Source organism: Shumkonia mesophila (assembly GCF_026163695.1).
GTDB lineage: Bacteria > Pseudomonadota > Alphaproteobacteria > Rhodospirillales > Shumkoniaceae > Shumkonia > Shumkonia mesophila.
In genome coordinates this window covers 195,408-207,962 of the sequence record NZ_JAOTID010000004.1, presented here as the reverse complement: position 1 = coordinate 207,962, position 12,555 = coordinate 195,408, and the positions used below count along the sequence as shown (strand labels likewise).

The window sequence follows — 12,555 nt, the reverse complement described above, 5'->3', positions numbered from 1 at the left end:
CCACGGAGCGGCGAGGGAGAGGGGCCCTACAGCACCTTGTGGTGGGCGACGGGGATGCGGCGCCGCACGGTGTCGAGGTAGACGGGGTCGAGACGGGCGGTGGCGAAGCCGTCGCCCTCGGGGATGCGGCAGAGAACCTGGCCCCACGGATCGACGATCATCGAATGGCCGTAGCTCGCCCCCTTGTCGTTGGGGTACGGCCCCCACTGGGCGGGGGCCACGACGTAGCATTCGGTCTCGATGGCCCGGGCCCTGAGCAGCACCTCCCAATGATCCTTGCCGGTCAAAAGCGTGAAGGCGGCCGGCACCATCAGCACCTGGGCGGCGGCCTGGGCGAGCGCCTGGTAAAGCTCGGGGAAGCGCAGGTCGTAGCAGATCGAGCAGCCGATCCTCAAGCCCCCGGCGTCATAGGCGACGACGGTGCCGCCCGGCGAGTAGACGGCGGATTCCCTGTATTCCCGGCCGTCCTGGGTGGTGACGTCGAAGAGATGGATCTTGCGATAGCAGGCCAGTTCCTCGCCGGTGCGCCCGAAGGCGACGGTGGTGTTGAAGATGCGCTCGCCGTCCTGCTCGATGAAGCTGCCGCCATGCACCAGGATGCCGTGGCCCACCGCCTGCTCGCGCAGGAAGGTGTAGGTTTCGCCGCCGGGGATGGGCTCGGCGGCGGCGCGGCGGCCCTGGCTGGTCATGCCGTGATAGGCGAACATCTCGGGCAGGACCACCATGTCCGGCCTGTCGGAAGCCACCGCCTCGGCGATCAGCTGGGCGGCCTTCTTGTGGTTGGCCGCCTTGTCGTCGCCGGCGTTCATCTGGATCAGCGAAACCCGCATCGCGTTCGGCCCTTATCCTGCATCCGCATGATGTAAGGGCTTCTTGGTGCGATGTCACGCCCCCGTCCAATTGGGGGCGGGGGGTCTATCGTCATTCCGGGGCGCCCGCAGGGCGAACCCGGAATCCAGGGCCGCCGTCTCGTCGCTGGCCCTGGATTCCCGCATTCGCGGGAATGACGAAAAAGAACAGAGGCGTTCGCCCTCAGGAAAATGCCTGTCCCGGCCGGGCGCCGATTTTCTTGAGGACGATGGCCAGCGGGCAGAAGCCGGTGAAGGCGGCCTGGAACAGGTTGGCGCCGACGAAGGCGGTCAGCCACAGCCAGTTCTGATGGTGGACCAGGGCAAGGCCCAGGCTTGCCAAAACGACGAAACCGGCGAAAGCTAGAACGATGCGGTCGATCGACATGGTTTCCTCCATGGGGTCGGGTTGCAATGCGGACTCGCGGCCCTAAATATGTGTGGGCTTTCTAAATTAGCAAATACTAATATTTTGCGGGTCGCATTCGGGAAGCGCCTGAGAAAGGGGTCTGCCATGCTGCGCCAATCGTTTTTCCGTCTTCTGGTCCTTGCCGCGGCCGGCGGCCTTCTGGCTTGGCCGGCGCGCGCCCAGTCGTCGCCCTCGGAGTTCACGGCGAAGCTTGGTCCCGTCGAGGATCTGAAGGCGGTGTTCGCGACGGTGGAAAGCGTGCGCGTCGCCTCGGCGCGCACCCGCATCGGCGGCACGATTTCCGAACTTCTCGTCACCGAGGGCACGCCGGTCGAGCGCGGCCAGAGGATCGCGCTGGTCACCGACCCCAAGCTTAATCTGCAGATCGAGGCGCTGGAATCGCGCATCCAGTCGCTCGAGGCCCAGCGGGTCAACGCCAAGGCGGTCTTCGATCGGGTGCGCGAACTGTGGCAGAACGGCACGGTGGCCAAGGCCCGCTACGACGAGGCGGAAACCAATCTCAATGTCGCCACCCGCCAGCTCGCCGCCATGCGCTCGGAACGCGACGTCGTTTCCCAGCAGCAGGTCGAAGGCGCCGTCCTGGCGCCGTCCGAGGGCCGCGTGCTCAAGGTCAACGTGACGCGCGGCACCAACGTGCAGGCCGGCGACGTGGTGGCCACCCTGACCGCCGAGGCCTACATCCTGCGCATGCAGCTTCCCGAGCGCCACGCCCGCTACATCCACGAGGGCCAAGCCGTGCTGGTCGGCCATCGCGGGCTGGGGGCGACCGCCCAGCCGTCCGCCGACCCGACGCGCGCCGGGCGCATCCGCCAAGTCTATCCCGAGATGGAGCAGGGCCGCGTGATGGCCGACGTCGAGGTCGCGGGACTCGGCAACTATTTCGTCGGCGAACGGGTGCCCGTCTACGTCTCGACCGGCACCCGCCAGACCTTCACCGTGCCGGCCAACCTGTTGTTCCAGCGCTACGGCGTCACCTATGCGCGGCTGAAAGACGTCGGCGACACCGTGGTGCAGGTCGGCCAGGCCATCGCCGGCAACGTCGAGGTCCTCTCGGGCCTCAAGGACGGCGACGTGCTGGTCGGGCCGGAGGCGGGGCGATGAGGCTGGGCGTTTCCGGGGTCCTGACGCGATCCTTCATCGGCTCGCCGCTGACGCCGCTGCTGCTGCTGGCGGCGCTGGCCTTGGGCACCATGGCGCTGCTGCTGCTGCCCCGCGAGGAGGAGCCGCAGATCAGCGTGCCGATGGTCGACGTGCTGGTCCGCACCGACGGGCTGAAGGCCCCCGACGCGGTGGAGTTGGTGACCAAGCCCTTGGAGGACATCGTCAAGGGCATCGACGAGGTCGAGCACGTCTATTCGCAGACGGTCGACGACCGCGTCATGGTCACGGCGCGCTTCTTCGTCGGCACCGACGCCGACCGCGCCATCCTGCGCGTCCACCAGGAAATCCGCGCCCATCTCGACCAGATCCCGATCGGCATCCCCGAGCCCCTCATCGTCGGGCGCGGCATCAACGACGTGCCCATCGTCACTCTCACGCTGGCGCCGAAGCCCGAGGCGGCCGCCCGCTGGACCGACAACGGCCTCTATCACGTCGCCGAGGAACTGAAGCACGAACTGATCAAGATCGAGGACGTCGGGCGCTCCTTCATCGTCGGCGGCCGCCCCGACCAGATCCGCGTCGAGCCCGACCCCGAGCGGCTGGCGCTCTACGGCGTCACCCTCAATCAACTGGTCGGGAAGGTGAAGAACGCCAACCGCTCCTTCGTCGTCGGCCGCCTGCGCGACGCCGACCGCTCCATCGAGGCGGTGGCGGGGCAGACGCTGCAGGGCATCCCCGACATCGGGCTTTTGCTGATCACCACCCGCGACGGCCGCCCGGTCTACGTCAAGGACGTCGCCGACGTCGTCATCGGCGGCCGGCCGGACGAGCACCGGGCCTGGCACATGGTCAAGGGGGCGGACGGCACCCTGGTCCCGCTGCCCGCCGTGACGCTGGCGTTGGCCAAGCGCAAGGGCGCCAACGCGGTGATCGTCGCCGAGCAGATCCTGGAGCGCCTGGAACTGGTGCGCGGTTCCCTGATCCCCGCCGACGTCACCGTCACGGTGACGCGCGACTATGGCGAAACCGCCAGCGAGAAGGCCGACGAGCTGCTTTTCCACTTGGGGCTCGCCACCGTCTCCATCGTGCTGCTGATCACGCTGGTGCTGGGCTGGCGGGCCGGCTCGGTGGTTCTTGTCGTCATCCCGACCACCATCCTGCTCACCCTCTTCGCCTCCTGGCTGATGGGCTACACCATCAACCGGGTCAGCCTGTTCGCGCTGATCTTCTCCATCGGCATCCTGGTCGACGACGCCATCGTGGTGGTCGAGAACATCGTGCGCCATTGGGCCATGCCCGGCCGCAAGAGCCTGATCGAGGGCGCCATCGAGGGGGTGGCCGAGGTCGGCAACCCGACCATCGTGGCGACGCTGACCATCGTCGCCGCCCTGCTGCCGATGATGTTCGTCTCCGGCCTGATGGGCCCCTACATGAGCCCGATCCCGGCCAACGCCTCGGCCGCCATGGTCTTTTCCTTCTTCGTCGCCGTCGTCATCACGCCGTGGCTGCTGTTGAAGGTGTCGCGCCGCCGGGCGGCCGCCCATCACGAAGAAACCGTCGGCGTCATGGGCCGGTTCTACCGCCTGGTCGCGGCGCCGATGCTGAAGGGCCGCAAGCGCTCGATCCTCTTCCTCGGCCTCACCGGGGCGGCGACCGCGCTGGTGTGCTTGGCCTTCCTCACCCAGCACGTGACGGTGAAGCTGCTGCCCTTCGACAACAAGTCCGAGGTGCAGGTGGTGGTCGACCTGCCCGAGGGATCGAGCCTCGAGGCCACCGAACGCGTCCTGATGGCCGCCGCCTCGCGCCTCGGGGACCTGCCCGAACTGACCGGCATCCAGGCCTACGTCGGCACCTCGATGCCGTTCAACTTCAACGGCCTGGTCCGCCACTACTACATCCGCGAAGGGGCCGAGCAGGGCGACCTTCAGATCAACCTCGCCCCCAAGGCGGCGCGCGATCGGGCCAGCCACGCCGTGGCGCTCGACGTGCGCGGGCGCCTGGCCGGCTTGGCCGTCCCCCCCGGCACCACGGTCAAGGTGGTCGAGGTGCCGCCGGGGCCGCCGGTGCTCGCAACCCTTTTGGCCGAGATCTACGGCCCCGACCCCGAAACGCGGCGCCAGGTGGCCGCCAAGGTGCGCCAGGCCTTCGAGAAGGTCGACTTCGTGGTCGACGCCGACGATTCCTTCGGCGTGCCGCCCGAACGGCTGCATTTCCGCATCGACGAGGAGAACCTGGAATTCCACGGCGCCCAGGAAGAGGACGTCTACGACACCCTGGACGCCCTGCTGTCCGGCGTCTCGGTCGGCTATTCCCATCGCGGCGACGGCCGCAACCCGGTCGAGATCGCCGTCCGGCTGCCGAAATCCGGCCTCGCCCCCGGCGAGCGCATCCTCTCCACCCCCGTCGAGGCGCCGGGACCGGCGGCCGACACCGGCGCCAACGTGGAACTGGGCGACGTCGTGCGCATGAGCCGCGAGCGGGCCAGCTATCCGATCTTCCGCCACAACGGCCACTTCGCCGAGATGGTGACCGCGGAACTGGCCGGCCGCTTCGAGGCCCCCATCTACGGCATGCTGGCCGTCGAGGACGAAATCGCCAAGATGGACTGGGGTCCGGGCGGCCCGCCCGCCGTCGCCTATCACGGCCAGCCGGCCGACGAGTCCACCTCCACGCTGCTGTGGGACGGCGAGTGGGAAATCACCTATGTCACCTTCCGCGACATGGGGGCGGCCTTCGGCGTGGCCATCCTCGCCATCTACCTGCTGGTGGTGGCGCAGTTCGGCAGCTTCAAGCTGCCGCTCGTCATCCTGGCCCCGGTGCCGCTGACCCTGATCGGCATCGTCTTCGGCCACTGGCTGTTCTCGGCGCCCTTCTCCGCCCCCTCGATGATCGGCTTCATCGCGCTGGCCGGCATCATCGTCAGGAACTCGATCCTGCTGGTCGATTTCATCCGCGGTCGCCAGGGCTCGGGCGCCCCCTTGCGCGACGTGCTGCTGGAAGCGGGCGCCATCCGCTTCAAGCCGATCTTCCTCACCGCCGTTGCCGCCATGATCGGTGCCGCCTTCATCCTGGCCGACCCCATCTTCCAGGGCCTCGCCATCTCGCTGGTCTTCGGCCTCGCGTCCTCGACGGCGCTGACCCTGCTGGTCATCCCGGCCCTCTACGTGTGGCTGAGGGACGACGGGCGGCCGATGACGGCGTAGGGGGGAGAAGGCGGCGGAAAGTGCCGTAAGGCTGCCGTCTTTCCCTCCCGTCTCTCCGCGGGGGCTTTGCTCATTGGCGCTTCGAGCCCGTGGGCGGTGTCGAAGGCTCCGGCTTCCAAGGCCTTAGCGGTCCGACGTTTTGGTCCGGACGTAGCGCATGGCGGCAAGCACTTTGTCGTCGATCCGGCGGGCAAAGATCGGCGCATAGGGATAGCCGGCGGCGGTGATGCGGCCGGCCTCGACGCCCTTTTCGATCAGGTATGTGCCCACGGCAGCCGCCCGCTTCTGCCCCAGGTCTTCCATCTCCGAACTGGACGGCGCTTCCCTGGTGTCCGCAAAGCCGATCAGTTCGATCTTCAGGGCGGGGAACTGTCGCAGTGTCGCGACTTGCCGATCGAGGGTCGCCTTCGCCTCCCCGGACAAATCGAAAGAGCCGGACCCAAAATAGACCCTGCTGTCCGCCTCCGGGATCGGCGGGAGCAGCCAGCAGGGAAGGGAAAAATCCAGGCCTCCCTTCGCCGGTGGGGGCGGGCATTCCTGTCCGTCGGCGACGGACGGGCCAGCCAGCGTCGCAACGACAATGGCGACGACGAGTGGAAATCGCATTGTCGCCCCTCCTTCCTTTCGATCATGCCACCCTGCGGCCCAACGAACGACCTTCGTCATGTCCTTTTGTGAGGGCGAACCCAAGCCCCGGTTTTGGGATGCTTCCCCTCCAAGATGATGTGGCCGTTCTCGTCGACATAGGGCGGGATCTTGTCGTCCGGCCCAAAGGGCTTTGTGAGGATCGGCATCCCAGGATCGACGTTCGGCGGAACGATGACCGGCATCTTGTCCCCGGGCTCGGCGAGCGTTCCCCTTGTCTCCGCGAGGCGCCGGTTGACTTCCGCCTCCGTCGGTCCGCCGGGGCGCATCATGCCGTCGACATCGAGGCCGTTGTCTTGCTGGAAATTGCGGATGGCGTCGAACATGGCGGAGTCGACCCAGCCGCCGAGCTTGCCGCCTGATGGATGCCGGTAGTAGCCGAGGCTGTTCAATGCCGTCTTGGTGCCGATGATGTCTTTCGCGTCGCCGGTGACGTTCGGCGCCACCGGCCCTTTCAGTTTGAAGCGCGACATCAACGGTCCTCCTTCGACCCACGGCGGAATGTCTGTATTTCACGACGATAGGTATATATACCGAAAAATAAGGATTGGATCAAGAACAAAAATAGAACATTGAAAAGGGGCGGGAGACGGATCGCCGGGCGGCGCGGATCGCGACGTGCTGCTGGAAGCCGGCGCCATCCGCTTCAAGCCGATCTTCCTCACCGCGGTGGCCGCCATGATCGGCGCCGCCTTCATCCTGGCCGACCCCATCTTCCAGGGCCTCGCCATCTCGCTGGTCTTCGGGCTGGCCTCCTCGACGGCGCTGACGCTCCTCGTCATCCCGGCCCTTTACGTCTGGCTGAGGGACGACGGGCGGCCGATGACGGAGTAGGAACCGGGAAAGGCGCCGACTTCTCTCTTCTCGTCACTCCCGCGAACGCGGGAGTGACGAAAGAAGAAGCCACGCGTCGAAAGGGGCGGTTACCGCGGGCCTTTTTTCCGCTTTGCCGCCCGGCGGGACCCGGCGGGGGTGGCGGGCGGCGCCGGCGCGTCCGGGGCCGCCGTCCTGTCCAGGGACGCCGCCGGCGCCGGCTGCGCCGCGTGCCCGGCGTTGCGTTCGTTGGCCGGGTACATCGGCGGCATGCGCTTCTTGTCGATGAAGAACACCTTCACCGCCTCCTCGGTCTTCCGCGCGCCGATGCGCACGACGATGCGGCTGACGTTGTCGGTCCAGGCGTCGGGGTTGGCCGGCAGCGCGGCGACGTCGAGGAAGGCCAGGGCGCCGGGGTCGAGGTCGAGGGTCGTCCCGCGCGTCTGGGTGAAGCGCAGGGCCACCGGATGGGGCCGCTTCACGATGGCCCCCTCGAGGGTGCCGGCGACGTCCAGCATCGGCCTCGCCCCGTTGTTGCGCACGCCGATGCGCAGCACGAAGGCGGTGACGGCGGGCGCATCGTCCTCGGCCCCATAGGGGACCCAGGGGCCGACGCCGCCGAACTGCCCGTCGGGGTCGGCCGGGTCGTAGACGATTTCCAGGTCCTTGCGCCGCCACGACCGATAGACCCGCGGCCCGCCATAAAGGGCCAGCGGCACGGCGACGCCGCCGATCATCAGGCTCCAGGCGACGATGTCGGCGGCGGCCTCCGGGTGGTTCAGCAGCCACACCTGCATGTCGATCACCGCGTCGCCCAGGCCGACGGCGTCGAACAGCGGGCCCATCCAATCCAGGATCGTCATGCCGAATTGCCAGGCGACGCCCATCAGGGTGACCAGAACCGGTAGGACGGCGTTCTTCATGGCGATGTCGGCCCTCCCCGTCTGGCCGTTGCGCGAGCGGACGATCATGACGCCGCCGGCCCGCCAAGGGAACCCCCGGATGCGCGTCTTGGCGTTTCCGCCACAGGGGGTAGGTGGGGAAGGGGGCAAAAAGGGAGCTTTTTGCCTCCGGGGCCGTTTCGGCTATGGTCGGGGGGACGGGATTGCGGAGGAGGGCGGCATGCGCATCTTCACCATCGGCTTCACCAAATCCTCGGCCGAGCATTTTTTCGCGCGCCTGAAAAAGGCCGGCGTCCGCAAGATGCTCGACGTGCGCCTGAACAACGTCTCGCAGCTCGCCGGCTTCGCCAAGCGCGACGATCTCGCCTATTTCGCCAAGGCCGTCGCCGGCATCGGCTACGAGCACGTGGCCGCCCTGGCCCCCACCCAGGACATCCTCGATTTCTACAAGAAGGAACGCGGCGCCTGGGCCGACTACGAACGGCGGTTCCTCGCCCTCATGGCCAGCCGGCGCATCGAGGAGATGGCGCCCGAGACGCTGGACGGCGGCTGCCTTCTGTGCAGCGAGGACAAGCCCCACCACTGCCACCGCCGGCTGGTGGCGGAATACCTCGCCGGGAAGTGGGGGAACGTCGACATCGTGCATCTGTGAGGGCGGGGCGCGGCAACATCTCTTGAACGTTGACGTGGGTGCTACCAAGTCATACCGTAGGCAAGGGAGGATACGCTATGACCGCCAAATCGTCCTTTTCGTTGACCGATCGGCAGAACGCCTTTGCCCGCGCCCTTGTGGACTCTGGGCGCTATCCCAGCATGAGCGCGGTGGTCCAGCAGGGGTTGGAACTCCTCCGCCAGCGGACCGAGGCGGAGGAAGCGGATGTACTGGCCCTTCGGGACCTGGTCGAACGACGCCGGAACGGACGGTTCGTCTCCGCCGACGACATGAAGGATCGGGTCGCAACCATGCTCGAACGAAAGCGGAAAGAGCATGGCCTGGGCCGTTGAGTTCTCCGAAGAAGCCGAGAACGATTTCGCACTCATCCTTGACCACCTGTTCGGCTCGTATGTCGACTTCGGCGAGACACGGGAGGAGGGGTTCGAAAGGGCGGCCCGGCGGGTGATGGAGATCCGGAAAGCGGGCGAGGACATCGCCAAGGCACCGCACCGAGGCACGATACGGGACGATATCGTGCCGGGTCTCAGAAACGTCACCGTGGACCGGGCAATTTTCTGGTTCGACCTGGACGACGACCGTCGGATCGTGCGCATCCTTGGGGTGTTTTTCGGCGGCCAGGATCACGTCCGGCATATGCTGGTCCGGTTGCTGGGATAGCGGCGCGAAGCCCTCGCGGCCGCCGTCCATTATTTGGTTGCAAATTCCTTTAAAAGGTGATATATTCCTATATTCCTTTTCCCGCGACGGAAACGGGGCGGCGGGCGCCATGGGGGGCGCCCGGCGGGGTTCTGCGGGTTCGGCGTGCCGGAAACGCCTCCGTCGAGACCCCTTAAGTTCCTGAAAACAAAAACGAAAATGGCAAAATGACGAGAAATGACGATGTTTTTTTTCGCTAATCCGGGAATTCCTTTGCGTTTTCAATCGCTTAGCCCCAATCGCCGAAACCGGATTCTCGTCATTTCGCTCTTCCGCCGTCTCCCATTGCAAAGGATGCCGTCCCCCTCCATGATCCGCCGAAGCCTCGTGACAGGATCATGACGAACCCCCTCTCCACGCCCCCGCCCCCCGCCGCGCCGCCGATGGCCATCCCCGATCCGCTGAAGGGCATTCTCCTCATGGTCTTCGCCATGCTGGTGATCCCCGTCAACGACGGCATCGCCAAGGCGCTGACGGCGCGCTATCCGGTCGCCGAGATCGTGTGGTTCCGCTACACCTTCCACTTCCTGCTGCTGCTGCCCCTCATCGTGCCGCGCCACGGCTGGGGCTCGCTGATCCCGGCGCGCGGCCTCTGGCACGTGGCGCGCGGCGCCTTCACCGTCGCCTGTACCTTCTTCTTCTTCCTGTCGCTGGCCCGCATGCCGATGGCCAACACGCTGGCCCTCATCTTCGCCTATCCGCTCATCGTCACCGCGCTGTCGCCCTGGGTTCTGGGCGAGACGGTGGGGCTCCGGCGCTGGCTGGCCGTCATCGCCGGCATGGCCGGCACCGCCATCATCGTGCGCCCCGGCACCGACGTGTTTCAGTGGTGGTCGCTGCTGGGCCTGGCCGCGGCGCTGTGCAACGCGCTTTACTGGGTCATCACGCGCAAGGTCACCGGCAGCGCGCCGCCCCTGGTCGGCGCCGCCTATGCGGCGCTTACCGGCGCCGTGGTGGTGCCGTTCGTGCTGCCGCTCGGCTGGGCGATGCCGACGCTGGTCGATGTCGCGCTGCTGGGGGTCATGGGGGCGATCGCGGCGGGCTATCACATCCTGATGGTCAAGGCGCTGGACTACACGCCGGCCTCGACGCTGGCCCCCTTCGCCTACGCCGAGATGATCAACGCCACCACCATCGGCTATTTCGTGTTCGGCGACTTCCCCGACGCCTGGACCTGGACCGGCATCGCCATCGTGATTGGCGCCGGCATCTACATCTCGCTGCGCGAACGGCGCAAGCGCGGGCCGGCCGCGGGGTAGGGAAGGGTTGACCCTCTCCACCCTTCAGGGGGGAGAGGGTGGCCCAGCGAAGCCGGGCCGGGAGAGGTGGGTCGCGCTGCGGCCCCACCTCTCCCCGGCCCTCTCCCCCCAGGGGGGCGGAGAGGGAGCAAAAAACCCCCGTTTCCCGCTTTTCTGGCGGGCGGGCGGCGTGTAGGTTGGCCGGGCCAGCCATTGGTATGTTTGGGAGACCGTCCACGTGAGCGCCGAAGACCAGTCCGAAGTCATCGCCTTCCTGTCCAGCCCCGCGGTGTTCGACGACGGCACCAAGACCGTCGAGCGCATCGAAACCCACATGTCGGCCATCTTCATCGGCCGCACCCGGGCCTTCAAGCTGAAGCGCGCCATCAAGTATCCCTACGTCGATTTCTCGACGGCGGATCGGCGCCACCGCTCGTGTTCCGAGGAGGTCAGGATCAACCGGCGCACCGCGCCCGACCTCTATCACGGCGTCATCGCCGTGACGCGCGAGGCCGACGGCGCCCTGACGCTGGGCGGCGCCGGCCAGCCCGTCGACTGGGTGGTCGACATGAGCCGCTTCGAGCAGGATTCGCTGTTCGACCGCAAGGCCAGCCTGGGCGAGCTCGACCGGCGCGTCATGGAGGACCTGGCCGAGGCCATCGCCCGCTTCCACCTGGCGGCCGAATCGCGCACCGATTTCGGCGGCCGCGAATGGGTCGGCCGCACGCTGGAGCTGAACGAGGCCTCCTACGCCCGCTTTTCCGAGGGCACGCTGGACGCCCAGGCGGTCGAGCGGCTGAACCGCCGGGAGCGCGCGCTGTTCGAGCGCCACGGCGACCTGCTGGACGCGCGGCGCGACGGCGGCCTGCTGAAGCTCTGCCACGGCGACCTGCACCTGCGGAACATCTTTCTCGCCGAGCGCGGGCCGACCATCTTCGACGCCATCGAGTTCAACGACACCTTCGCCGTCATCGACGTCTTCTACGATCTCGCCTTCCTGCTGATGGATCTCGACCGCTTCGACATGCGCCGGCTGGGCAGTTTCGTGCTCAACCACTACCTCGACGTCACCTGGGACACGGCGGGGCTGACCCTGCTGCCGCTGTTTCTTTCCATGCGCGCCTCGGTCCGGGCCTTCGTCGCCGCCACCGTCGCCGCCGGGGCCACGGACGCCGAGGCCGCGGGGCGCCAGCGCGCCGAGGCCCGCGAGTACCACCAGATGGCGCTCGATTACCTCGACGTGGCGCCGACCCGCCTCATCGCGGTGGGCGGCCTGTCGGGCAGCGGCAAGTCGCGCATGGCCCGCGAACTGGCCCCCTTCGTCGGCTCGCGCCCGGGGGCCCGGGTCATCCGCTCCGACGTCCTGCGCAAGCGGATCGCCGGCGTCGACCCGTTGATCCACCTGGGGCCGCGCGGCTATACGCCGGAAATGACCGAGAAGACCTATCAAGCCCTCTTCGACGAGGTGCTGGCCGCGCTCAAGACCGGCCACTGCGTGGTCGCCGACGCGGTGTTCGCCAGGCCCGAGCAGCGCGAGACGGTCGAGCGCATCGCCAAGGAGGCGGGCGTGCCCTTCCAGGGCATCTGGATGGAGGCGCCGCCCGAGGTGATGGAGCATCGCGTCATCAAGCGCCAGCGCAACGTTTCCGACGCCGACGCCGCGGTGGTCAGAAAGCAGCTGCACTACGACCTGGGCGACATCTCGTGGCGGCGCATCGACAGCTCGGGCCCGCGCAACCAGACCCTGGAACTGGGCCTCGCCGTCATCCGCCGATGAACCCTCTCCGCCCTACAGGGGGGAGAGGGTGGCGCGTAGCGCCGGGTGAGGTGGGCCTTGCGGCCGCCGGGAAGTTCCCCACCTCTCCCCGGCCCTCTCCCCCCCAATGGGGCGGAGAGGGAGCGTCACACCGGTTCCGCCAACCCCCGGCAACGCTTCAATTTTCCGTCGCCGGCGAGTATCATGAGGCAAGAGGGGCCCATCCGGTAACAGCCGGGTAAGGAGG

At 67.5% G+C, this 12,555-nt stretch carries 13 protein-coding genes; 8 read left to right on the top strand and 5 right to left on the bottom strand.

Going from position 1 to position 12,555, the window contains the following annotated elements:
- Positions 1-26: 26 nt before the first annotated feature.
- On the bottom strand, positions 27-830 hold the full coding sequence (locus ODR01_RS09195) for a carbon-nitrogen hydrolase family protein (RefSeq protein WP_316977341.1): 804 nt from the start codon (positions 828-830) through the stop codon (positions 27-29).
- 202 nt (positions 831-1,032) lie between these two features.
- Positions 1,033-1,236, bottom strand: a complete 204-nt coding sequence (locus ODR01_RS09190) for a YgaP family membrane protein (protein WP_316977340.1) — start codon at positions 1,234-1,236, stop codon at positions 1,033-1,035.
- Between the two features lie 126 nt (positions 1,237-1,362).
- Here ODR01_RS09190 and ODR01_RS09185 point away from each other — a divergent pair, with 126 nt between their 5' ends.
- Both ODR01_RS09185 and ODR01_RS09180 read left to right on the top strand, forming a co-directional pair.
- Complete coding sequence (locus ODR01_RS09185; protein WP_316977339.1) at positions 1,363-2,379, top strand: efflux RND transporter periplasmic adaptor subunit; 1,017 nt, start codon at positions 1,363-1,365, stop codon at positions 2,377-2,379.
- On the top strand, positions 2,376-5,582 hold the full coding sequence (locus ODR01_RS09180; RefSeq protein ID WP_316977338.1) for an efflux RND transporter permease subunit: 3,207 nt from the start codon (positions 2,376-2,378) through the stop codon (positions 5,580-5,582). The genes ODR01_RS09185 and ODR01_RS09180 overlap by 4 nt, the downstream gene beginning before the upstream one ends.
- A gap of 123 nt (positions 5,583-5,705) precedes the next feature.
- Here the strand turns inward: ODR01_RS09180 and ODR01_RS09175 are convergent, their stop codons facing one another.
- Positions 5,706-6,248, bottom strand: a complete 543-nt coding sequence (locus tag ODR01_RS09175; RefSeq protein WP_316977337.1) for an OmpA family protein — start codon at positions 6,246-6,248, stop codon at positions 5,706-5,708.
- Positions 6,245-6,700: a peptidoglycan-binding domain-containing protein gene (locus ODR01_RS09170; protein ID WP_316977336.1), complete on the bottom strand. Its 456-nt coding sequence runs from the start codon at positions 6,698-6,700 to the stop codon at positions 6,245-6,247. The genes ODR01_RS09175 and ODR01_RS09170 overlap by 4 nt, the downstream gene beginning before the upstream one ends.
- A gap of 145 nt (positions 6,701-6,845) precedes the next feature.
- Here ODR01_RS09170 and ODR01_RS09165 point away from each other — a divergent pair, with 145 nt between their 5' ends.
- Positions 6,846-7,061, top strand: a complete 216-nt coding sequence (locus ODR01_RS09165; RefSeq protein ID WP_316977335.1) for a hypothetical protein — start codon at positions 6,846-6,848, stop codon at positions 7,059-7,061.
- Positions 7,062-7,150: 89 nt separating this feature from the next.
- Here the strand turns inward: ODR01_RS09165 and ODR01_RS09160 are convergent, their stop codons facing one another.
- A complete protein-coding gene (locus ODR01_RS09160) occupies positions 7,151-8,011 on the bottom strand; it encodes a hypothetical protein (protein ID WP_316977334.1) in 861 nt (286 codons plus the stop codon).
- Positions 8,012-8,162: 151 nt separating this feature from the next.
- On the opposite strand from ODR01_RS09160, the gene ODR01_RS09155 reads away from it, so the two are divergent.
- From ODR01_RS09155 to ODR01_RS09135, 5 genes are all read left to right on the top strand, one after another.
- Complete coding sequence (locus ODR01_RS09155; protein WP_316977333.1) at positions 8,163-8,594, top strand: DUF488 domain-containing protein; 432 nt, start codon at positions 8,163-8,165, stop codon at positions 8,592-8,594.
- 77 nt (positions 8,595-8,671) lie between these two features.
- Complete coding sequence (locus ODR01_RS09150; RefSeq protein ID WP_316977332.1) at positions 8,672-8,947, top strand: ribbon-helix-helix domain-containing protein; 276 nt, start codon at positions 8,672-8,674, stop codon at positions 8,945-8,947.
- Positions 8,931-9,275, top strand: a complete 345-nt coding sequence (locus ODR01_RS09145; RefSeq protein WP_316977331.1) for a type II toxin-antitoxin system RelE/ParE family toxin — start codon at positions 8,931-8,933, stop codon at positions 9,273-9,275. The genes ODR01_RS09150 and ODR01_RS09145 overlap by 17 nt, the downstream gene beginning before the upstream one ends.
- 377 nt (positions 9,276-9,652) lie before the next feature.
- The gene (locus tag ODR01_RS09140) at positions 9,653-10,573 is read left to right on the top strand and encodes a DMT family transporter (protein ID WP_316977330.1); all 921 of its coding nucleotides are present in this window, start codon (positions 9,653-9,655) and stop codon (positions 10,571-10,573) included.
- A gap of 217 nt (positions 10,574-10,790) precedes the next feature.
- Positions 10,791-12,329: a bifunctional aminoglycoside phosphotransferase/ATP-binding protein gene (locus tag ODR01_RS09135; RefSeq protein ID WP_316977329.1), complete on the top strand. Its 1,539-nt coding sequence runs from the start codon at positions 10,791-10,793 to the stop codon at positions 12,327-12,329.
- The last annotated feature ends 226 nt before the right edge of the window (positions 12,330-12,555 follow it).